Origin of the sequence: Ensifer sp. BR816 (genome assembly GCF_000378985.1) — a bacterium.
In the GTDB taxonomy this organism is placed as follows: domain Bacteria; phylum Pseudomonadota; class Alphaproteobacteria; order Rhizobiales; family Rhizobiaceae; genus Sinorhizobium.
The window spans coordinates 327,068-349,247 of record NZ_KB905371.1 but is presented as its reverse complement, the minus strand read 5'-3'; the positions used below and the strand labels follow the sequence as shown (position 1 = coordinate 349,247).

Annotated in this window: 14 protein-coding genes and 3 pseudogenes; 14 read left to right on the top strand and 3 right to left on the bottom strand. The window is 59.3% G+C overall.

The features are described 5' to 3' along the window. Positions 1–146 precede the first annotated feature (146 nt). Positions 147–689: a MaoC family dehydratase gene (locus RHIBR816_RS0131245; RefSeq protein ID WP_018240523.1), complete on the bottom strand. Its 543-nt coding sequence runs from the start codon at positions 687–689 to the stop codon at positions 147–149. Between the two features lie 1,055 nt (positions 690–1,744). Here RHIBR816_RS0131245 and RHIBR816_RS37785 point away from each other — a divergent pair. The 11 genes and pseudogenes from RHIBR816_RS37785 to RHIBR816_RS0131190 all read left to right on the top strand — a co-directional run. Then, on the top strand, positions 1,745–1,918 hold the full coding sequence (locus tag RHIBR816_RS37785) for a hypothetical protein (RefSeq protein WP_018240522.1): 174 nt from the start codon (positions 1,745–1,747) through the stop codon (positions 1,916–1,918). A gap of 348 nt (positions 1,919–2,266) precedes the next feature. Beyond that, a complete protein-coding gene (locus RHIBR816_RS0131235) occupies positions 2,267–2,857 on the top strand; it encodes a NodA family N-acyltransferase (RefSeq protein WP_026187645.1) in 591 nt (196 codons plus the stop codon). 213 nt (positions 2,858–3,070) lie between these two features. After that, positions 3,071–3,227, top strand: a pseudogene (locus tag RHIBR816_RS37780) (LysR family transcriptional regulator); the annotation flags it as partial. Between the two features lie 251 nt (positions 3,228–3,478). Next, positions 3,479–4,495 (top strand): helix-turn-helix transcriptional regulator, encoded by a 1,017-nt coding sequence (locus RHIBR816_RS0131225; RefSeq protein WP_018240519.1) that lies wholly within the window; start codon positions 3,479–3,481, stop codon positions 4,493–4,495. Between the two features lie 496 nt (positions 4,496–4,991). Next, positions 4,992–5,969, top strand: a complete 978-nt coding sequence (locus tag RHIBR816_RS0131220; protein ID WP_018240518.1) for a LysR family transcriptional regulator — start codon at positions 4,992–4,994, stop codon at positions 5,967–5,969. Positions 5,970–6,529: 560 nt separating this feature from the next. Next, positions 6,530–8,614, top strand: coding sequence for a prolyl oligopeptidase family protein (locus RHIBR816_RS0131215; RefSeq protein ID WP_018240517.1), 2,085 nt, complete (start codon positions 6,530–6,532; stop codon positions 8,612–8,614). Between the two features lie 122 nt (positions 8,615–8,736). Next, entirely contained in the window at positions 8,737–9,963 is a 1,227-nt protein-coding gene (locus tag RHIBR816_RS0131210; RefSeq protein ID WP_018240516.1) for an amidohydrolase family protein, read from the top strand. Positions 9,964–10,730: 767 nt separating this feature from the next. Next, positions 10,731–11,897, top strand: coding sequence for a hypothetical protein (locus tag RHIBR816_RS0131205; protein ID WP_018240514.1), 1,167 nt, complete (start codon positions 10,731–10,733; stop codon positions 11,895–11,897). A 345-nt stretch (positions 11,898–12,242) separates the two neighbouring features. Continuing rightward, positions 12,243–13,505, top strand: coding sequence for a DNA repair exonuclease (locus tag RHIBR816_RS0131200; protein ID WP_018240513.1), 1,263 nt, complete (start codon positions 12,243–12,245; stop codon positions 13,503–13,505). Beyond that, the gene (locus RHIBR816_RS0131195) at positions 13,505–17,005 is read left to right on the top strand and encodes an AAA family ATPase (protein WP_018240512.1); all 3,501 of its coding nucleotides are present in this window, start codon (positions 13,505–13,507) and stop codon (positions 17,003–17,005) included. Before RHIBR816_RS0131200 ends, RHIBR816_RS0131195 begins: the two co-directional genes overlap by 1 nt. Before the next feature lie 62 nt (positions 17,006–17,067). After that, positions 17,068–17,253: pseudogene (locus tag RHIBR816_RS0131190) on the top strand (NYN domain-containing protein); the annotation flags it as partial. A gap of 89 nt (positions 17,254–17,342) precedes the next feature. On the opposite strand, the gene RHIBR816_RS35430 reads toward RHIBR816_RS0131190, so the two are convergent. Together RHIBR816_RS35430 and RHIBR816_RS39115 are read right to left on the bottom strand one after the other, a co-directional pair. Next, complete coding sequence (locus RHIBR816_RS35430) at positions 17,343–18,797, bottom strand: SH3 domain-containing protein (RefSeq protein ID WP_157628283.1); 1,455 nt, start codon at positions 18,795–18,797, stop codon at positions 17,343–17,345. A gap of 126 nt (positions 18,798–18,923) precedes the next feature. After that, positions 18,924–19,070: pseudogene (locus RHIBR816_RS39115) on the bottom strand (DUF4236 domain-containing protein); the annotation flags it as partial. Between the two features lie 520 nt (positions 19,071–19,590). Between RHIBR816_RS39115 and RHIBR816_RS36780 the strand changes: the two are divergent. The 3 genes from RHIBR816_RS36780 to RHIBR816_RS0131170 are packed head-to-tail and all read left to right on the top strand — an operon-like array spanning position 19,591 to position 22,027. After that, complete coding sequence (locus tag RHIBR816_RS36780) at positions 19,591–20,064, top strand: transposase (RefSeq protein ID WP_198294198.1); 474 nt, start codon at positions 19,591–19,593, stop codon at positions 20,062–20,064. Beyond that, positions 20,045–20,398, top strand: a complete 354-nt coding sequence (gene tnpB / locus RHIBR816_RS0131175) for an IS66 family insertion sequence element accessory protein TnpB (RefSeq protein WP_014761846.1) — start codon at positions 20,045–20,047, stop codon at positions 20,396–20,398. The genes RHIBR816_RS36780 and tnpB overlap by 20 nt, the downstream gene beginning before the upstream one ends. A gap of 54 nt (positions 20,399–20,452) precedes the next feature. Continuing rightward, positions 20,453–22,027, top strand: a complete 1,575-nt coding sequence (locus tag RHIBR816_RS0131170) for an IS66 family transposase (protein ID WP_026187643.1) — start codon at positions 20,453–20,455, stop codon at positions 22,025–22,027. The last annotated feature ends 153 nt before the right edge of the window (positions 22,028–22,180 follow it).

The following is a 22,180-nucleotide window of genomic DNA, read 5'->3' as shown; positions in this document are numbered from 1 at the left end:
CCCCGCCCACGACCAATCTTGCGCAAAGCGATCATGCAAGAATGCCAGTCCGGGCCGAGAAGGAGTCTCGGCTATCCTCGCGAGTGCATGCGGACGGGGATCGCTCCCTTCCTCGGAAACGCTGCCCGGTACGGAAAGCCGAAGCTCTATTGTGCAGCGGCCGGAATAGTGCGCCTGCGCGTGGCGGCGAAAGTCGCCCGCCGGGCCTGCTCAGACATGAGCTTTGCGTCGAATTGGATCAATGTCTGCCACATTGCATTCAGGGCGGGCTTTCTTTCCCCCTCAATCTCCACTGTTGCGTCATAGATAATCATCAGCATGCTGGCGGCACAGAAGCGGGCGTCGGCCAGTGTGAAGCGGCCGCGCACGCGTGCGCCGCACTTGACCGGCGCCATGAAGCGAACTTTGTCGAAGCCGTAATTTATCCCCATCGTCAGCTCGCGGATCTTCGGCAGGCAATTGTAATTCATCGCCGAGAGCAGCGAGAGAGACAGGAAACCATGCGCGATCGTGCCGCCGAACGGGGTCTCAGTTGCTGCGCGTACTGGGTCGGTGTGAATGAACTGGAAGTCTCCCGTCGCCTCCGCGAAGGTATCAATGGTCTCTTGTGTCACGGTGATCCAGTCGGAGACGCCGATCTCCTTGCCGATCAGATCCTTGACATCGGAGAGTGAGATTTCTTGCGGCATGTAGTTATCCTGATAAGGGCCTCGAGCCGAACTGCAGTTGTCAGGCGAGGCTCTGAAAGAGCGGCGGTACAATTGCAGGGAGCTATCGGCACAGTTGCCCGACCCCAATGGTCACAATAGTGGGGACCGCGCCGGTCGAGCATCTCGCTGCAGTTGATCACGACAAGAGTCGGACGCACCCCTCAGGCGACTTTTTCTAGGTGGCTGAGATAGTGATCCTGGACCAACAACCGATGGAGGCGGACGGCATCGTACCTATGGGAGCACGCAAACCTCCTGCCTTTGTTCTTCACTCCATTTTATTCTAATAGCATTTGACGAGGTTTGATAAATTGATTGTTTAGATGGCACCGATCCAAATCCTCGATACATGGGATATGAAGCCCTGCCTGTGCAGGTCTTGATCTCGGCTCGGCGGAGCTCGTGGTGCGGCGACGTCGTCCGTGGGGTAAGAGGCCTGGTAACGCCAGGGGTTTAGTCTTCGAATGCGGTGCGGTTGAGGTCACTGACGCATATGTTCGGCATTGTCGCCCGCATTTAGATTCAGGTGATCATTCGCTTGGTGGCATGTGCCGGAGAAATCAATCGCGGGGAGGCGATGGCTTTCAAGGTCTCATGTGGGGACGCGGTCATCGCTTCGGGAACGCAGGACCAAACCACCACCTTCAGCAGACAGGCGTACTGGTTTCCACCTCCACGAGGATTGTTAAGGCCGACCAGCGGTCATTGGGTTCACACCGGTCTCGGATCGCGTGTCTGCCGACATCTGCTTGATGGGGCGCAGCACCCAATATTCGCTGTCACGTGCCTGGCCATGCCTGAACAGCGACATGGCGGATATTCTATATAGATTGGCGGTTCATCGAAATACGCCCAATTTAGTATGCGCTAAAAGGGCGTGGTGACCTTAATGCGCTTGCCGTCGTCGCCACACTGGGCCACAGGCAGGCCTAAGCGTCGGAACAGGATCCTTTCATGCTGGACTTCGCAGCCTGCCGGAAACGAATAAGCCCAGACGCCCCTATACCTCGCATAGAGGCGCGTTTTCGGCACGAATGGACGATGGACAGCTGCCGCATGCCGATGATCCGGATCCGATCGATGCCATCCAAGGTTTTTCCGCTGCTCTGTGTCAAAGCGCGCACGTCGCGCACACCATGGTACGCAAAGAGTTGCTGGAGAAGGGCCCGGACCCGGACGACCGGCACGGACTTGATGTGTTCCGCTGAATTGGGATGCGGCAGTTGACCTCCTGTCCAATGAACTCGCCGGTGCCCGCGCCGGCTGTGGATCCATCTTCGGCGGCTGCTATAGCTGGCAACGCGCTGATTGCTTCCATGCCCAGCGTCATCCATGGCTCCCTGAACATCGCCAGTTGCGGCTGTGTGAGATCAGTCGCCAGCTATTGCTTCGGCTTATTGCAGGTTCTGATTCGCCATTTTATCGGCGATCACGAGGGCGGGCTAAACGGGCGGCGCCTGCGCGGTGATCCGACTGCGTCTTGACGAAGCGAGCAATAAACTTGGGCGTAAGGTCGACACCTCCGAATTCTATTCAACAGCAAAAAAGGTCTTTGAATGCGCTCTGACGTGCGGTGGAAATTGTGTTGGGAAAACGAGTTGCAACTCTCCGACCATGTCGAACTCGCGGAATTCTTTCGAAGGACCTACGGACCGACCGGGTCCTTCAATGCGAAGCCGTTCGAAGGCAGTCAAAGCTGGGCCGGGGCGAGACCCGAGCTTCGTGCCATCGCCTACGATTCCGGCGGTGTAGCTGCCCACATGGGCTTACTGCGCCGATTCATCAAGGTTGACGGCGTCGATCTGCTGGTGGCTGAACTCGGCTTGTATGGGGTACGACCGGATCTGGAGGGGCTCGGAATTGCTCATTCGATCCATGTCATGCTTCCCACACTTCAGGAGTTTCAAGTTCCCTTCGCTTTCGGTACCGTCCGGGACGAGCTGCGGAAACACATTGAGAGGTTCGGCCGACACGGTCTGTTGACTGTTATGTCAGGGATTAGCGTACGATCCACGCTGCCACACGCGCGTGTCGACCTGCCGCCCACGCGCGTCGAGGATCCGCTTGTCATCGTTCTGCCTGTTGGACGGCCGATTTCCGACTGGCCCGCCGGTACGATAATCGACCGGAATGGACCAGAGCTATGAGCCACCTCGCCTCATTGTCCGAAGCGCCGACGCTCATTGGCAAGCTCATGCCGTCTCGCCCGTTGTCCAACGCCGGCGGCCGGCAGGAGCGACGGCGCGTGCCCCGGTTGGCGGGTCTGCCGGCCCTCCGTTTGAGTTCTGGCAATGACATTCTTCCAATGAAGCCGTCGATCAAGCGCTCGGCTGGCATAGATCCGCCCCATGCTAACAGCCATGCGGTTTAACGGTCTTGATCGAAATCTCCTCGTTGCGCTCGATGCTCTGATGCCCGGGCGTAACGTCACGGGCCGCGGCGCGCAACATCAATCTCAGCCAGCCGGGCATGAGTGCGGCCGCAGCCCGGCTACGCGCCTATTCCCAGGACGAGCTGTTGCTCAAAAATCGCACGGCGCAAATTCGGCGGAAATCATGGTCAGTCCGAGCCGCGCTTCAACGCAAGGTCGGCGACAATTTTTGTCGGCTGCAATTCCGGTCAAGACGGTCCTCATCGGCAACAAGCGCTCTGCGCGGACATCCGGCGCTATCGCGCCGCAATTGGAATGCATGCACATCTCTCGTCAGGTCCTTGGCCGTTGAACCAGCAGGAATGATAAAAGCAGCAATACTGAACCTGGAGAATGCATGATGGAAAATAGCGCCGGTGATGCCGTTTTTCGATATCGTGGTTCAACGTTCGATAGCATGATCGAAACGCTGGGAGGGGTTTTCGGCACATTCGACGCCGAGCTTGTCGGCCATGCTCAAGACTTCCATTGGGGTATCGACCTTTCGGCCTCTGAGAGCGCAGTATTGATTACTGGTCATCATCAGACAGGATTTCAGTTCCGCGCTCAGTGGTGTGCGGGTGCAACAGAGCACCTGTCGATCGTAGTACCGCGCAGAGGTGGCATGGGGGTTACGTACGGTTCGCGCATGGCCGGGGCCGAACCCGGGAAACTGCTTCTTTACAGGAATTTCGAGCCGGACGGCATATCAATGCACGGGCAGTCCAATCTGATAGACGAGTTGGTGCTTAATTGGTCGTTGATCCAAAGGATCATTGGCGAAACTTTCGATGTGCCGTTTAATGGCTCGCTCGACCTGTTGCCCGAAGTGGATCTGTCAACGCCGGTCGGTAGGACAATCGGCAATGTCACGGAAGCGATAATCGACGGGATCCGCGATAATGGTCCCCTCCTTCAGTCCCCCCTTGCGATGGCGCATATTACGCAGGCACTTGCCGACGTGGTAATAAGGATGGTGCCTCATCGGTTGTCGCATCTACTGAGTAAGAAGCCTTGCATGATTGCTCCCGGACATGTGCGACGTGGGATAGAGTTCATGTGCGCCAATATCAACAAGCCGATTACAATGCCAATGGTGGCAGATGCAGCGGGTGTTTCCACCAGAGCACTCGAAGTGGGATTTCGTGCTTTCAAGGATACAACGCCTGCAGCCTATCTACAGATGCTTCGATTACGGGCAGCGCGGGAGGACCTCCTTGATCCAGAGAACCATATGCTTTTGAAAGAAATCTGCCTGAAATGGGGATTTTTTCAGTTCGGGAGGTTCTCCGCACTTTACAGGGCACACTATGGAGAAAATCCGTCCGCAACAAGGAGGGGCGTTAGCGGGTCGCATTCTCGCAGGTCCCCCTGACAGGTCGCCTGGCGAAGGTGCTCGCGCAAAATCGAAAGACCGGTCTGCGCGAAAATCGAAAGACGGGCGTGCCGCAGATAAGCCTCTGCGCGGTCGGATGATCGCCATCGGTGTCGCCGACATTCACCATGTCACGTCCAACCGCTTCATCTATTCGGCAATTCGTCGTCCGCTTCAAAGATGAACTTCGAGCGACGCAGGAGGAAATCGCTCCTCGTTGTTTGACCCCCCGTAATCGCTGCCGACGACAACCGCAGAACAATCGGGATGGGGTGGGGAAACGCCGACCGTTTACCCGCTGAAAATCGGCGCGAGGCGAGGCTGGATCGCTCGCCTTGCCCGAACATACGTCCGCAAATCACCGCAATGTTCAAATTCGCGTTTAATGTCCAATTCGCGAATGAAAGTTTCCGTACCGAGTCTCTGTGCTGTGAAACCGTCAATTTATATTACTAATAAAGGATGCGACATACATCCACGCTATGGATAAAGAGACATGCGTTTTAAAGGCCTTGATCTAAATCTCCTCGTCGCGCTCGACGCGTTGATGACCGAGCGTAACGTCACGGCGGCGGCACGCAGCATCAATCTCAGTCAGCCGGCAATGAGCGCAGCGGTCGCGCGATTGCGCAGCTATTTTCGTGATGACTTGTTTACAATGGCGGGGCGCGAATTTATCCCCACGCCTCGTGCGCAAGGGCTCGCGGCCGCGGCCCGGGAGGCTCTGCAGCACATTCAGCTCTCCATCTTATCCTGGGAGCCGTTTAATCCGGCCCGATCGGATCGCCGCTTCAGGATCATCCTTTCCGACTACGTGACGCTCGTGTTTTTCGAAAGGGTCGTGGAGCGTGCGACGCGTGAAGCCCCCGCCGTCAGCTTCGAATTTCGGCCTCCCAGCGACGACAACGAGGATCTTCTCCAGCGCGGCGACGTCGATCTTCTGATTCTGCCGGAGATATTCATGTCAAACGCTCATTCTCGAACGAAATTGTTCGACGATGTACACGTGTGTGTCGGCTGTCGTTCGAACAAGCAGCTGTCAGAGCCACTCACATTCGAGAGATACATGTCGATGGGGCACGTTGTCGTTGGGTTCGGGGACACCCTGAGGCTAGGTCTGGAGGAACGGTACTTGCTGGAGTACGGTCAAAAGAGAAGGATCGACGTCGTCGTACACGGCTACAGCATGATTCCGACCATGCTGTCGGACACCGATCGTATAGGAACCATGCCCTTACGCCTGGCGCAGCATTTCGCGCAAATCCTGCCCCTCCAAATAGTCGAGCTGCCGCTGCCCCAACACCTTCCGTTCACCGAGGCCGTTCAATGGCCTGCGCTTCATGATAGTGATCCGGCCAGTCGTTGGCTGCGCGAGATGCTGGTAGAGGAGGGGTCCCGGCTGGCTTCTCCGCTTGCCGCGTCCGAGTTCCTTATCAATCGGGACCAGCACGAATATTGTCCGGCCCACCTCTGATCCGGCCTTCATACGGGCCAAGAGCAAAAAACGGCGGCATGGCACCCCTTGGCGGCGGAGCGCGTCAAGGCTGCCGGCGGCGATCGCCACACGCTTTCCAAGCATCGAACACAGTTGGGGGAGCGGTCACCTCGATCAAAATAGGGGTAGATGTCCGGATCGGCTCCGCGAAGCTCGAACGCTGCGGTGTCCGCGGGCGTGATCCGTCAGCGTTTCGACCAGTATGAACCGCAGGAGCGGTCGCCGGTTTATGGGGAGGCAGCCGGCTAACCAGGCCTCGGGCTCCCACGATTGTGATGCCACTCCAGAGAGTCCCACTCTGGCTTAGCGCCTGAACGCTTTGAGACGATTGAGCAGCAGCGGGATGTCGACTTCGCGACAAGGGGGAGTGTTCGGCAGTTGCTGATTGCTCCCACTTTAGCCCCTGAATCCATCCGGGAAGAAGGTCATGTGCAGTTGGCACGACTTTTGACTCTTGTATCGGGGCAACGAAAAAGGAAAGCAGCATCCTTGATGACGGGATTTCAGACGGAGTATTTTGCGTTTATGGGTGTAATCACATGATTGGTATCGACTCTCGCCCGACGCCGAATGCCCCCGATGATGATCCTTATCTCTGGCTTGAAGACATTGATGGCGAAGAAGCCCTTGTCTGGGTTGCGGAGCAATCGGCGAGAACACTGGCACGCCTCGGCGGACCGCAGTTCGAATGCGACCGCGACACGCTCGCAGCAATTTTCGACTGCCCTGACAAGATACCCCAGATCACCCGCCGCGGCCGGTATCTCTACAATTTTTGGCAAACTGCCGCAAACCCGAGAGGCTTGTGGCGTAGAACGAGACTCGCCGCCTATATAACGACGAAGCCGGACTGGGAGATCGTTCTCGATTTGGATGCGCTGGCGGCAAGGGAAGGAAAGGATTGGGTCTGGGGTGGTGCCTCGGTCGAGCCGGAGAGACGCGAAAGAGCCATCCTGCGACTATCGCGCGGCGGCAGCGACGCGGTCGTGCATCGCGAATTCGATCTCGGCTCACGGAGCTTCGTCGCCGATGGGTTCAATCTTCCGGAGGCCAAGGGGGATGTCGGCTGGCTCGATCCCGATACGCTTCTACTTACCAGTGCGCTTGGCGATGACATGGCCACGCGCTCCGGCTACGCGCGCACGGTGCGGATATGGAAGCGCGGCTCGGATCCACTCGCCGCACCGGTGATCTTCGAGACGGGTCCCGAATCCCTCGGCGTGTCCGCGGTTCTGGACCGCACCGCCGAGAGCGGGCGTGTCTGGTTCATCGATCAACCGGCCTTTTTCGATTCGATCTCCCGGATCGGCGACAGAAGCGGTCCGAAAACACAGATCGATCTTCCGCGGGACGCGCGGTGGACCGTCTTCGGCGACTGGTTGGCGGTAGCGCCGCGCAGGCCCTGGACGGTCGGCGGAAAGACCTATGCCACCGATGTGCTGATCGGCATCTCCCTGTCCACTTTCGTCGCCGGCGAGCGCGACTTTGCCACCCTCTTCGAACCGGGTGACAGGTGCTCGCTGCAGTCCTTCTTCTGGACCGACGGGAAGCTCGTTGTCTCTCATCTCGACAACCTCGTTGCGGGTTTCGTAGTGTTCACGCCCGGGCGGCAGGAATGGACGCACAGCGTTCTGAGCGCCATACCCACCGCGGGGACTGTTCGCGTCTGGTCGCTCGATGCGGCAACGCACGAGAGCAATGGCGAGGTCCTCGTATCGGCCGAGGGGCCGTTAGACCCGCCGCTGCTTTCCCTGCTCGATCTGAACGCTGCGCCGCTTCACGGCGCCCCAGTGATCCTGAAGAGCACCCCGGAAAATTTCGACGCATCCGGTCTGATCGTCACGCGCCACGAAGCGGTCTCGACGGACGGTGAGATGATCCCCTATACCCAGGTCGGGCCTGCGAAAGAAACCGGAGATGCACCGGTTCACCTCACCGCCTATGGCGGCTTCGGCATGTCTAATCTTCCCCGCTACAACTCCGCAATCGGCAAGCTGTGGCTGGAACGCGGCGGTACGAGCGTCGTGGCGAACATCCGCGGCGGCGGCGAGTTCGGCACGCGTTGGCACGAGGCGGGGCGACGGAAAGGCAAGCGCCTGACCCATGACGATTTCGCAGCCGTTGCTGCCGACCTGGTGCGCAGGGGTGTCACGCGGCCTGGGCGGATCGGCGCGGAGGGCGGCTCGAATGGCGGCCTCCTCATCGCCAACATGCTTACCCGATATCCCGAGCGATTTGGCGCACTGTTATGCACAGTTCCGCTTATCGACATGCGCCGTTACACGAAGCTACTCGCAGGCGCGAGCTGGATTGACGAATACGGCGATCCCGACAAGCCCGAGGATTGGGCCTTCCTCAGAGAAATTTCTGCCTATCACGCTGCCGAGCCAGGGCGATCCTACCCGCCGATCCTGCTCGCCACCACGAAGCGGGACGACCGCGTCCATCCTGGCCACGCGCGTAAGATGGCTGCGAAACTGCAGGCACTCGGCTATCCGGCCCACTTCTACGAACCCGATGTCGGCGGCCATGGCTTCGGCGTAGACAATCGTGAACGCGCCGCCTTCTTCGCCCGCGGCTACTATTTCCTTCGCGAGGCGATCGATTTTGCGGACGCTCGGTGAAGGCTGACAATCAGTGCTTTGGCCGACTTATCAAGGCAGGGCCGGAGACCCGCACGTCATTTCAGGGAAGTGATGGCGTTCTGTCAGCGGTCGATTCTTAGCGAAAACCGTGGGGCGCATGGATGAAGACAATCGTTATTCGCAATGCTGCCATCGTGGACGGCACCGCGGACCGCGCTGCGGATCGGGTTGATGTTCTGCTGGCGGATGGATTCGTTGCCGAAGTCGGAGGGCGGGTGAAGGCACCGACCGGCGCCCGCATTTTTGACGCGGCGGGGCGCTTCGTCATGCCGGGATTGATTGATTGCCATGTGCATGTTGTTGCCGCGAAAGGAAATCTCGCCGCGAACGCTGAGCTGCCCAACACGCTCGTCGCGCTCCATGCCGCAAATACCATGGGCGGAATGTTGAGCCGTGGCTTTACGACGGTCCGCGACATGGGCGGCGCTGATCAAGGGCTGGTGGACGCTGCCGAGCACGGGCTTATCGAGGGGCCGCGCCTCGTCATTTGCGGCAAGGCACTGTCTCAGACGGGCGGCCACACCGATTATCGCGATCGGCACAATCGGCGCCCTGCAAATTATTATCTTGACCAGCTGGGCGCTCTTGGCCGCATTTGCGACGGCGAAGCGGAAGTGCGACTAGCGGCCAGGGAGGAGCTGAAGGCGGGCGCGCGCTTCGTCAAGGTCATGGGGAGCGGCGGTGTTTCTTCGCCGACCGACCCCGTAGATGCGGTCGCGTTCAGCCTTCCCGAGCTGCAGGCGGTGGTCGAGGAAGCGGCGCACCAGCACACTTATGTCGCCGCTCACCTTTATACGGATGAAGCCATTTCCAGGGCACTCGAGGCTGGGGTGCGCTCGATCGAGCACGGAAACCTGATTACACCGGCAACCGCCAGGCGGGTACGCAAGTCGGGCGCCGTCGTGGTTCCTACGAACATCACATACGCCGCCCTGGCGCGCGAGGGCGCCGAACATGGGATGCCAGCGGCTTCGCTCGAAAAGATCGATTCCGTTTTGGCTGCGGGTTTCACGGCATTGGAGACCTTACGGGAGGCCAGAGTAACAATGGGCTACGGCTCGGATCTACTCGGCGGGATGCACGAGTATCAGGCGCAAGAATTCGAGCTACGCGGCCGTGTCCTGCCGGCAGACGAAGTGATCCGCTCCGCCACACTGGATGCCGCTCGGGTCCTGCAGCTGGAGGGCAGGGTCGGGATCATCGCACCGGGGGCTTTCGCAGATGTGGTCGTGATCGACGGCAATCCACTTAAGGACCTGTCGATCCTTGCCGACACCAAGCGCATTCGCACAATAATCAAAGGCGGCCGTGTTGTGAAAGACAGCTAGCCGCCGCCTCGCTGACCCGAAGAACATAAACTCGCTGGTGTGAAAGCCCTCCTGGGCTCAGTGGCAGTGGCGGCAGAAGCGCCTGCTCCTCAGCGGCTGTGCACCAGCTTGGGAATGACCAGCAAAGTTAGCGATCAGGAATATGCGTGCCATGTAATCCGTTTCGGCACTAAGCATGCAGACTGCAATCATCGAATAACAGTCCGCTTTGTCGGGTACGTGACACACGGATGTTCGCGTAGCGTCTCGCTGCGCTCTCGTTCAAGCGGCTGACTAAGTGCAAGACAAAGTCTCTGATCCACTTTCCGGCTCCCCTGGCACAAAATTTGAACCTCACTCGTCAGTGGCGGCAGAAGCTGTCGTTTGCACCGTGGTGAAGAAAGCAAAAGCACATGTCAGGTCTGCGTAATATCGCATTCTATTGGAAAAAATGCGTAGGAACATCCAACACCTCTGTAAAGACGCCCTATATTCTTGACGATCTCGGTCAAAAAGTTTTTATCTCGGGCTGCGACCTAACAGCCCACTCGACCCGACTTAGGTCGCTAATTCTGATCGGTATAACCATCGCATTCGCAGTCTCCGCGCATGCTCTTGCGACCGCGTCTGATCCGCTGCCTGCTGATCTGATCTATCGAACGTTTCCCATTCTCCCCTTTTCCGAGGTGAAGAAACTCGACGAACGTACGAAGCCGGGTGTCATGAAACGTCAGCGGAGCCTGCTTGAGGAGCGCTACGATCTTTCTGATCATCCCCTGAAAGGTGTGATGATGTCAGGCCGCCGGAAGGCGGTTCAGGCAGGCGTTCGCGTGAAACTCCCGAAGGGCGTAAGCTGGGACACATTGGCCGCCAAGAGCCCGGACGAGATCAAAGAGCAGGGACTACTGCCGGCGGGCTTTCTGCCGCTGCCACATGTAAAGCAGCCAACTGGCGGCCAGGTTTTTCCGAGGGTGCAGATTAACGAAATCGGCCGCCAGGAGGGCAGGGATCTCAGGCGTTTCGATGTCGATTTCGACCTTCCCGATCACCTGACGCCGGAGTTCCCGCCACCAATCTTTCTGACCTCGCATCCGGAACTCGGTGACGTGTCGCGCGGCGAGCTTCTGACGATCAGGAACTTCAATGAGACCATGAGCGGGATTATCACGCCGGTGCAGATGGAAGGGCTTCGACTTCTGCTAACTCCCTTTCCGCAAGAAGAGTTCAACGAGACGGACGACCGCAAAGCTGCCGAGGAGAGCCTGGGCGTCGCCTGCCTTGACTGCCATTCGAACTTTCATACCAATGCCGCCTTCCACCTGACCCCCGATGTCCGGCCACACGCGCAGCGGTTTCGTCTCGACACGACCAGTCTGCGTGGGCTGTTCAATCAGCAAATTCACGGCTCGAAACGATCGCTGCGGTCGATCGAAGACTTTACTGAGTTCGAGCAGCGCACCGCCTATTTCAACGGCGACCATGTGAGCGCCGCGAGAAAGGGCGTGAACCTGCTCGATCGCGCGAGCCAGGTCTCGATGATGGCGCAGATGCAGAACATGATCGACTTTCCGCCCGCGCCCAAGCTCGATGCGACCGGACGCCTCGATCCAGGCCGGGCGAGCGCGCAGGAATTGGAAGGCGAACGGGTGTTTATGGGCAAGGGCCGCTGCGCCCTTTGCCATCTCCCGCAGACCGCCTTCATGGACAACAACATGCACGATTTGAAGCTCGAGCGCTTCTATAAGATCGGCCAGAAGGTCAACGATCTCGAGTTGTCACCGGATGGTCCGATCAAGACCTTCACACTGCGCGGCATCAAGGACTCCCCACCCTATTTGCACGATGGGCGGCTAATGACACTCGCCGACACGGTCGAGTTCTTCAATCTGGTTCTCGCAACAAAGCTTACGCAACAAGAAAAGGATGCGCTGGTCGCCTATCTGATTGCCCTCTGACGCGGACACAAACATGCTTGCTGCGGAGAAAACCAGCGCGTTTTCATGGTCGCCGATTGCAGCTTATGATCGATGTTACCGAATCGCCTGAGTATCGAGGAAAGGTGGATCGGGCTCCAATACGTCGAAACCCGCGTTCTTGCTGTCCATGGGTTCTCCTCATCATCAGTCGCGTCATACTCGTCTGTCGGCATGCAATTGACGAGCGCCGAAAATCGAGGAGGCCCTCAGCGATTACGGTCACTGACTGGACAAACGTGTGGAGAACAGAACGAAACGCGATGTGTTTATCGCCTCGACTCAATCGTTGGCATATGAAGGCAAGTCAATGCTTGAGGTATCCAATTGGCCTATCGCTTCCTGCATACCGCCGACGTTCATCTTGATTCGCCTCTGAAGACGCTCGCTCTGCGCAATCCGGAACTCTCCGATCTCATCGGTCTGGCAACGAGGCGAGCGTTCATCCGCGTGGTCGATATTTGCCTCGAAGAGCAGGTGGACGCGCTTGTTCTTGCCGGCGATCTCTACGATGGCGATCAGACGTCGATGAAAACGGCCCGCTTTATCGCCGAGCAACTTCGGCGCCTTCATGAGGCGGGCATTCGAACGTTCATCATCCGAGGCAATCACGATGCTCTGTCGAAAATCACGACGGAGCTTGTGATGCCGGAGACGGTGAAGGTGTTCGGCGCGAACGCCGAAGCGGTGGTGATCGATGGCGCCGGCCATTCTCCCATTGCGATCCATGGCCTCAGTTTCGCGAAGCCGCACGCCCCACTAAGCCTGCTTCGACACTACGGTCTTCCTGTTCCGGATGCGGTTAACATCGGCATCATGCATACGAGCCTCGGCGGATCGGAGAAGCATGACCTCTATGCTCCGTGCAGTGTCGCGGACCTGCAGCAGAGCGGCTTCCGCTACTGGGCGCTGGGTCATATTCACAAGCGGTCGGTGGTGGAAGACACCGCCTCGGTCGTCGTTATGCCTGGCATGCCGCAGGGGAGGGACATCAATGAAGACGGGCGCAAATCGGTCTCGCTGGTCACGATCAGGGACGACCGGTCGATCGTTGTCGAGGAGCGGCCGACGGCGGTCGCGCAATTCGAGCGCCTTGCCGTTGACGTGTCGGGGGCAACCGACTGGACGAGTATGATAGGCGATGTCTCGTTCGGCCTCCACGAGCTACGTGCGTCCGTCACGGCGGAACACCTGGTGGCACGCGTGCAGATAACCGGATCCACCGACCTGGCTTGGCGGCTGCGTCGTGATCTCGACCTCGTCCGCACCGAGCTGGAGACCCGCGGGTCCCTCATCGGAAACGTCTGGATCGACAAAGTGCAAACCGTCTGCCGGCCTCCTGGCAGCGTCAACAGTCGGTCGGGAGCGGCAGGCGAACTGGCCGTCATCATGGAAGACGAAGTGAATCGGTCAGAGGGCTACAGGCAGGAGCTCAGAGCGATCGTCGAGGAGCTGCGCGCGCAGCTTCCTGCCGAGCTTCGCGAGATGTTCGGCTCCGACGAGGTATCGTTCGAGGAGAATCTCGCCGACATTGCCGCGGGCGGGTCCGCCGAAGTCATGGCACGTCTTCGTCGGGAGAAGGTCGACTGATGCGCATCAACCGCCTTGACCTAAATCGTTACGGCAAGTTCACGGATGGCGTCATCGATTTCGGACCGCCCCCCGTAGGCTCGCCCGATCTTCATATCATCTACGGGCCGAACGAAGCGGGAAAGTCGACGACCTCCGACGCCATCCTGGACCTGATCTTCGGCATCGGCACCACAAGCAGATACGGCTTCCTGCATGCCTACGCTTCAATGCGGATAGGCGCGAACATCCGTGTCGCCGGTCAGGATCGAGAATTCGTCCGAATCAAGCGTCCGCAGAACAGCCTGCTCGACGACGAGGAGCGGGTTCAGTCCGACGCTGTGATAAGGGCCGATCTTGGTGGTATCGACCGGAACGCCTTCACGACGATGTTCTCACTTGACGACGACACGCTTGAGAAAGGCGGACAAAGCATTCTTGCAAGCAAAGGCGACCTCGGCGAGTTGCTTTTCTCCGCAAGCGCTGGGCTGTCGGATCTTAGTCGCGAGCTCCTCTCGATCCGGGGGGAAATCGACGCGTTCTACAGGTACCGTGCACGTAGCGGCGGCCTGGGCGAACTGAAGGCGAGGCTGCAGGATCTCAAGCAGCAGCGCGAGGCAATCGATCTGCAGGCGAGCGACTTCCAGCGGCTCGGTTCCGAGAGGGATCGGTTGAGCCGGCTGTACGACAGCACCATCACGGAAAGGGCACAAACGCAGAAACGGATCGACGAAATCAGGCGCATCCTGCGGACAATCCCGTCCATGGGGCGGCTGTCGGGGCTTCGGCTGAAGCTTGCCGACCTTGAGGTGGTTCCGGAGCCGCCGGAATCCTGGCGGCAGGAATTGCCTGGGCTAAAGAGCAAGGAGATCGAACACCGCGTCAAGCTGGACGACCTTTGCCGTTCGTCGGCTTTGCTGGAAGAGGAGAAGGCGGCCCTCGAAGCCGATCCCGTCGCTCTCAAGCTTGCCGCCAGCATGGACGAATTTTCTGAACTTAAGGCCAGATATCTTACGGCCGAGAAGGACATCCCGAAGCTTTCGGCGCGCGCGGCCGAGCTTTCGATAGAAAGCATCCTCCTTCTTCTAGGACGACCGGCAGAGGCGTCGCCGAGCCGGCTTGTTCTCGACGCCGCGACGGTCGGAACACTGAGAGCGCTGATCGGCTCGAGGTCCGGCGTAGATGCCCGGACGGCCGGTGCCGCCGATGAACTCGCGAAGGCGGAGCACGCCTTGGCGGAAGAAAGCGTCGGATTTCAAGAGGTCGACGCGATCCACCCGGTGGAAAGGACCAAGGCGTTCGAACTGCTTGCCGCGACTTTGAAGGCGCAGCCACGGTCGGAGGAGGAGCTCGTGTTTCGGTCGCTTTCACGGCGACGCGACACCGCGTCCGGCGCGCTATCGGAAGCGATGATGCGTCTTCATCCTTGGGACGGCGCCGTTGCCGAACTCGGCACGATGGCGTGCCCTTCGGCCGCGACCCTCGAAAGCTGGAGGAAGCCGTTCAAGAGCAACGAAGAGGACTTGAGGTCCGCGCGTGCGGAACTCGAGCGGCTCGAGCCCGAGGCACGACGGTTGGACGCCGAGATCGAGGCGCTGCGTAATCAGGCCGGCGAGATCGATGAGGCTACCGCGACGGCAAGTCGCATATCCCGTGACAGGGCGTGGACGGAACATCGTCAGACGATGGACGCCGCTTCGGCGGACCTGTTCGAGGCGGCGATGAGGGCGGACGATCGTGTGCTCTCTCAACGCCTGTTGCATTTTGCGGAGCTAGGCAAGCTCAACCAGCTTCTGCTGCGCCGCGCAACAGTGGGATCGAATATCCAAACCGCTCTTGAGTCCCATAGGCGGGCTGAGGCGGAACTCGAGAAGGTCAGATCGGAGGTCGCGGAAAAGGTGAGGGGGATATCTCCCGACCTTCGGCTCGCGCCGGATCCGCAGGAACTGGAAGAATGGCTCCGCAAGAGAGATGCGGCCCTCAAGGCACGCGACGATCTCATTGCCGTCGAGCAGGATATGGCTGATGTCCGGGATCGCGCAACTCAAGCGAAGCGTTCGTTGACAGTGGCGTTGAACGGTGCCGCGGTGCGCTTCCATCCGGATGCCGATCTAGCAGGGCTGGCATCCGCGGCCGACGAAGCATTGGCAGCGTTCAACCATGCTCGGGCCCGTGCGATGCAGATGGAGCATCTCAGGAAGGAAGTCCTAGGGCGCCGAAAGGCGCTCGACATCATTGAGCGCGCAGCGGAAGAATGGGCGCTGGCCTGGAAGATGACCTGCGAAGGATGCTGGCTTGGCGAGCTGGATCACCTTCCCGGCGTCGGATCGGTCACGGAGATCCTGTCGACGCTTGAGAAGCTTGCATCAGCCATAGAGGCGAAGGACGGATTGATCGACCGCATCGAGAAGATGGAGAAGGACAAGGCGCAGTTCGAGGCGAGGGTGCTCGAGCTCTGCAGCAGGCTCGCCATCCCTGCCGACGGATCACCGAGCGAGCTCGCCCAGACGGTGGTCGAGAAGGTTCGAAAGGCGGTGCTTGACCAGGAGCGCCTCGAAAAGCTGGAGCGCGATCTCGATATGATCCGGAAGGAAGAGCACGATTTGAGGCTGGAGCAGGAGTTTCTGGAAGCTCGGGCGCGCAAGATGATCGAGTTCTTCGCAGTGGAAACCCTGGACGAGGTCGAGGCCCGTACCGACCTCGCAGGCAAGCGTCGGGAACTGTCGCGATCGATCTTCGAGCTGGAGCAGGAGCTGGTCGAAAGCAGTGGCGCGAGCGACATCGTAGGCGTCGAGGAGCTGGTCGGCGCCGCGGACAAGACGGAACTCGAAGAGGAGCTTGCCCGGCTCACGCCAATCCTGGAGGGCCAGGACCTCAGGTGCAACGAAGTGTTCAGAGACCATTCCAGGGCGCAGGATGCGCTGGACGCCATTGGCGGCGACTCGAAGGTGGCTGAGATCGAGGAGCAGCGGCGGACGACGCTTCTGGAAATAGAGGACGGCGCCCGCCGATACGTTGAGCTGCGCGCGGGCGTTGCGGCCGCCGAGCACGGTCTCCGACTGTACAGGGATCGTCATCGCAGCGGCATGATGGCTCGGGCGTCGTCAGCCTTCAGGACAATAAGCCGCGGTGCCTATCAAGGCGTCGCCGCCCAGCCTGGCAAGGATGGAGACGTCCTCATCGCGGTGACGGCGGCAGGTGGTTCGAAAGCTGCAGACGAACTGTCCAAGGGCGCTCGCTTCCAATTGTATCTGGCCCTCCGTGTGGCTGGTTATCACGAATTCGTCGAAAACCGGGTGTCGGTGCCCTTCATCGCCGACGATATCATGGAAACCTTCGACGACTTCCGGGCGGAGGAAGCCTTCAGGCTATTTGCAGAGATGGCGCGACATGGACAGGTCATCTACCTGACTCATCACCGGCACCTCACAGACATAGCGCGGAAGGTCTGTCCGGGCGTGCGGCTCCACGATCTCGATGAGGTCGGAGCGACGAGGCTCGAGGTCGTCGCGGCCGAATAGAGCACGCTGAACCTTCATGCTGACGTTGCAACTTTCGCGATCGAGTGAGAAAAAAACCTACTATGTCAAACGACACCACTTCGACGCTCGCGCTCCTGATCGACGGCGACAACGCCTCGCCGAAGATCATCGCCGGCCTGCTCGCTGAAATCGCGAACTACGGCAGGACCAGTGTCAAGCGTGTCTATGGCGATTGGACCAAACCCAATCTCAATGAGTGGAACGAAAGCCTTCTTGAGCATTCGCTCTAGCCGGTTCAGCAGTTTTCCTATACCCGCCTACGAGACTCCTAAACTCCGCGCTTTCAGATCAGACGAAATGTACATGGGTCGGCACGTCACCACTCGTTTTCCCTGCGCGAGAACTCGTTGTCTCGTTTCGGGTTATCTGCAGCAATGGCCTTGCTCGTCATCCAGCCGATCACGTCATCGTGAACTTTCACACGGCTCCAGCCGCCTCGCTGCTCAAGAAGTACCACTGCGGAATCTTTCTGTACCACTGAGAGGACAAGGTATTTCGTACCGGGGCCTTTTCGAAGATTCACCGTAGTCCGAGTATGCCATGATGGCTGCCGTGCAGTCTCCGCCGAGGCGGTGGATGGCACCCTTGGGATCTGGACGTCCTTCTCCACCGAAGACCATGACGGTGTTGTTTGGCCTTCCAAGGGCAAAGTAGCCGATGGATCGGTTGTCGGGTCATGAAGGTTCGCTGGCGCCGTGGATATTGCTCTGCTCTGGACCGTCGGATCCTGAGCGGCCGTCGTTGCCGGGCCCGAGATGGCTTGCTCTGTTCCGGAAGATGAGGCCGTCGGCGTCGATTGCTCCTGCGAGGGAACGAACACCGCAAACAACGGAAGTCCGACAAAGATGGCTAGCACCGCAAGGGCGACAGTGCCAAGCGATCGCGGTTTTCCCCCCTGTTCCGGCTCGACCTGCGTCTGAGGTGCGGATTGAGATGGTGGCGAAACCGCCAGGGACGGCGCTTTCTCCTTGGGCAACTGCGCGATAAGCTGGCAACCGCGAGCGAAAGCCGCAGTCCTTCCTGGCTGCGAAAATTCGACTAGCTCGTTAACACCGCTATTGCTCTGAAAGTGCATGGTTTCATACAGACAGATGGGAATCTGCCTGTTGTCCTTGAAGCGACGGTCTGGACCACCGCTTTTGTTCGGATGCTTCCACGTATGATCTACAATTCTGGCATCGCTTGGCACCCTGCCGTCCTCGATGAAGCGAGAATCCTGCCATCGAATGTTGAGGCCGCGGTAGTTTACGGCTCCCATGCGGTTGCCATCTTGGACGAATACGACGTCCGGCATGAAGTACAAGATCTGTCTGCCGACGCTCAATGCCGGCGGACTGATGTTGCTTTTGATTACGGACGGAAGTGCATAGGTAAGGGAGGTCGGTTTCTTCTTGACGAGATGGGATGCTCCAGCATTGCGCTTCCACGCAGTCAGGCTCGTTATCGCGCCACCAGCCTCAATGTGCCATTTGCCAGCGCATTGCCTGAGGCCGTCGAATCCTTCGGCAAGCTGCTTGTAAGCCGCCTCGGCGTCACCTTCGAGATCGTAGTATAGAACGGTGCTCCGCCGATAGGAATCGAACCATCGTCCCATCGCCCAGCCGGGCAAGGCTAGTGCGGCCAACAGCAGGCCGGGTCCACCGGAAGCGAGGCCGGCGAGCGCGCCAAGAACAAGCGGTGCCCAACACAGGGCGCTAGACATCCTGACTTGTCCGCTCTTCGCGTTGATTTCATCGAGCAGTTCACTGAAGGTTTCGTCGCGCATCAGCATGACGTCTCCTGAATCTACTTCGATCATTGTGACGTCGTCTTGTTCGAACTGAACTTGCACTGGCTGCGCTTGAAACGTTGTAGCTTTCGGCTTGCCTGCGTTTCCCAACGAAGCTCGATAATACAGGCCCCCCATACCTGCGTGGATGTAGTGTCCGCGAGGGCCTGTGCCAATCCGAAGGCCCCGAACGCCCACCGAAACCCCGACGCCACCCCTGGAAAAGTTGAAGCGAAATGGTCCTGCTGAAATCGACTTCCGGATATAGAACGGCAACTGAAAAACCCCTCGAAGAATCGGATATTCCGCCAGGAATCTCCTTACAGTTGAAATTGATCGAGGTACAGTCAGGGCGCGTTATTAACAGCGGAGCTTGCCGTGCACCGGCTCGTGCCTCGGATTTCCTTCAACGTCGGGCGAATGAGCGGCTCTTCCTATCAATGTCTCGTCGTTCCGGTCCGCGGCGATCGTGAGCGCCATTATCGTGGGGAGCGACGATGGTCACCGGTTCACTCTCCTAGCGAAGACCGACGCCACATGATCCAGTAAAGATTCCTGACCCGCGCATCGGTCGAAGCAATATCTGAAGCGCTGTGGCTTGCTCATATTGCTGAAAACCCAGTTCAAAATCGCGCGTCCAAGTCCTTGGTGCAATCCGAATCAGTAGTGGAGGTCACGACAGCATCAAAGGAACGGCCATACGATCCGATTGGTGTAAGCGCGAATTTCCCGGCACCTTTTGCTGTTGAGTGCTCTGATGCATGAGGTGTCCACCAAAATAGGTGGACACCAAGTGATGGAAGACGATGCTCAGAAACTGCGGGTAAGGCTTGTTGGTCGGAATGGGCGACGCCGTTACGACCCCGCATCGAAGGACCGTCTTGTCGCGGCCTGTCTTGAGCCAGGCGTGTCGGTATCGAGGCTTGCGCTCGAACATGGGGTCAATGCGAACCTTCTTCGGAAGTGGATAAAGAAACGCACGGAGACCCAGTCCCTCCCGCCGTCCTCATCACCGGCGTTTATCCCGATTCAGATTGAAAGCACTTCCGATCGGACGTTGCTGCGACAGAGCAGCGTGGGTGCGGTGGATTTGCCGGCGACTTGCGATGGGGGGCGTGGGTCGGCACCCAAACGGGCTGCAGCGTTTTCCTCTCCAGCCAAGGTGAGCGCATCACTGCCGAACGGCGTGAAATTGACGCTGGAATGCGGTGATGTGGATGCATTGACGGCGATCATCGGAGCACTGGGTCATGTTCAGACTGGGCGCTGACCTGAAAGTCTACCTCCACCGTGAGCCGATCGACTTCCGGGCCGGCATCAACAGCCTTGCGGTTCTGGTTCAGGAAACGATGGCGCTCGATCCGTTTGCTCCGGCGGTTTTTGCGTTCTGCAATCGCCGTCGCGACCGGATGAAGCTCCTGTTCTTCGACCGGTCCGGCTTTGTGCTGGTCCTGAAGCGGCTGACCGAGGACAAGTTCCGGTGGCCGCGTCGCGAGGCAGCGGTGGTCACGCTGACGACCGAGCAATTGCACTGGATCCTCGACGGCATCGATATCGATGCGATGGTCCGCCATCCGGTGCGGCAATATCAGGTTGCCGGTTGAGGGCTTTCGAACTCTGCGGTTGACGCGGCGGCATGCTTTCGATTCAAGAATCTGATGAATCGACCCGGCGAACCGACTGTTGAAGAGTTGATGGCGCGTATTGCTGCGCTGCAGGCGGAGAACCGTCAGCTCACAGAGCGCGTCGTCAAACTCGAGGAAGAGCTGGCGCTGGCACGACTGCATCGTTTTGCGCCACGCAGCGAAAAGCACATTGATCGCCTCTTCAATGAAGCCGAACAGGCCGCGGATGAGGACGACGTCGACAGCGAAGATGGCGATGTCGCCGCCCTGCCGGACACGGGCTTGCCGGCGACCGATGGCACGACGGGAAAGAAACGCGGCCGCAAGGCCTTGCCGGAAAACCTGCCGCGCGAGCGGGTCGAGTATGACCTTGCCGACGACGAGAAGGCTTGTCCTTGCTGCCGTCACCAGATGCATCGCATGGGCGAGACCGTCACCGAGCAACTTCATATCGAGGTGAAGGCGAAGGTCCTGCAGAATGTGCGGCTCAAGTACGCTTGCCGTCATTGCGACCGCACCGGGATCAACACGCCGGTCGTGATCGCGCCGATGCCGACGCAGCCCTTGCCGGGCAGCATCGCCACGGCCTCGACGCTGGCCTTCGCGCTCGTTCACAAATATGTCGACGGCACACCGCTCTACCGCCTGGCGCAGACATTTGAGCGCGCCGGTGTTCCCGTCAGCCGTGGCGCTCTGGGCCACTGGGTGATCGGCTCGAGCGAGAAGCATCTCTCCCGCATCTATGACGCCCTGAAGCTGCGGCTCAGAGCGCAGCCTCTCATCCATGGCGACGAGACAACGGTTCAGGTGCTGAAGGAAAAGGACAGGCAAGCCACCAGCACGTCATATATGTGGGCCTACCGCAGCGGCGAGGACAGTGACGAGCCGATCGCGCTGCTCGATTATCAGCCAGGCCGCGGCCAGATACACCCGCAGACCTTCCTCGGCGATTACCGCGGCATCTTGATGAGCGATGGCTATTCCGCCTGGCGCACGCTGGAAGGGGCAACCCATATTGGATGCATGGCCCACTCCAGACGGCGCTTTGTCGATGCCCTCAAGGCGAGGAAGAAAGGCGGCGGTCCGCCGGAGCAGGCGCTCCGGTTCTTCGAACAGCTCTACCGGGTTGAAAGGCAGGCGCGGGACGAAAAGCCGGACAGAGGCGAAACGCCAGATCAATGCATTCGCCGCTTCCGCCAGCAACACAGCATCCCCGTCCTAAACGCCCTCAAGGAATGGCTCGATAAAATCGCCCCGAAGGTCTTGCCGGACAGCAAGCTTGGCGATGCCGTATCCTACACTCTGAACCAATGGGAATATCTGACGCGCTACGCCGGAGACGGCAGGATGCCGATCGACAACAACCTTCTCGAACGCGATATCAGAATCTTTGCCACTGGCAGAAAAAGCTGGCTGTTCAGCGACACCGTCGATGGAGCCAAGGCCAGTGCCGTCGTCTATAGTCTGATGCTGACCTGCCGCGCCTCACGCGTCGAGCCGTTAGCCTGGTTGCGCCACGTCCTCACCGAATTGCCTCAGCGCGCCGGCGACGCCGATATCACCGACCTGCTGCCCTTCAACTTCTCCAAAACTGCCACCGCCGCCTGAACCAGCGCGACGCTTTCCGAAATCAACGCCGAAAGGCCGAAAGGCGGCGTCAACGTGCGGAGAAAATCGCGCTTACCGATTGGTACCGTCACGGCCTTCTATTTCGGCACTCGCGGCGGCGGACGGCGAGAGCGCCTCGTCGCTCGGAATTCC

Excerpts from the sequence above, each read along its gene's own strand:
- RHIBR816_RS0131245 (WP_018240523.1), bottom strand. The coding sequence starts at position 689 with ATGCCGCAAGAAATCTCACTCTCCGATGTCAAGGATCTGATCGGCAAG.
- RHIBR816_RS37785 (WP_018240522.1), top strand. The coding sequence starts at position 1,745 with ATGGACGATGGACAGCTGCCGCATGCCGATGATCCGGATCCGATCGAT.
- RHIBR816_RS0131235 (WP_026187645.1), top strand. The coding sequence starts at position 2,267 with ATGCGCTCTGACGTGCGGTGGAAATTGTGTTGGGAAAACGAGTTGCAA.
- RHIBR816_RS0131225 (WP_018240519.1), top strand. The coding sequence starts at position 3,479 with ATGATGGAAAATAGCGCCGGTGATGCCGTTTTTCGATATCGTGGTTCA.
- RHIBR816_RS0131220 (WP_018240518.1), top strand. The coding sequence starts at position 4,992 with ATGCGTTTTAAAGGCCTTGATCTAAATCTCCTCGTCGCGCTCGACGCG.
- RHIBR816_RS0131215 (WP_018240517.1), top strand. The coding sequence starts at position 6,530 with ATGATTGGTATCGACTCTCGCCCGACGCCGAATGCCCCCGATGATGAT.
- RHIBR816_RS0131210 (WP_018240516.1), top strand. The coding sequence starts at position 8,737 with ATGAAGACAATCGTTATTCGCAATGCTGCCATCGTGGACGGCACCGCG.
- RHIBR816_RS0131205 (WP_018240514.1), top strand. The coding sequence starts at position 10,731 with ATGATGTCAGGCCGCCGGAAGGCGGTTCAGGCAGGCGTTCGCGTGAAA.
- RHIBR816_RS0131195 (WP_018240512.1), top strand. The coding sequence starts at position 13,505 with ATGCGCATCAACCGCCTTGACCTAAATCGTTACGGCAAGTTCACGGAT.
- RHIBR816_RS35430 (WP_157628283.1), bottom strand. The coding sequence starts at position 18,797 with ATGCTGATGCGCGACGAAACCTTCAGTGAACTGCTCGATGAAATCAAC.
- RHIBR816_RS36780 (WP_198294198.1), top strand. The coding sequence starts at position 19,591 with ATGGAAGACGATGCTCAGAAACTGCGGGTAAGGCTTGTTGGTCGGAAT.
- tnpB (WP_014761846.1), top strand. The coding sequence starts at position 20,045 with ATGTTCAGACTGGGCGCTGACCTGAAAGTCTACCTCCACCGTGAGCCG.
- RHIBR816_RS0131170 (WP_026187643.1), top strand. The coding sequence starts at position 20,453 with ATGAATCGACCCGGCGAACCGACTGTTGAAGAGTTGATGGCGCGTATT.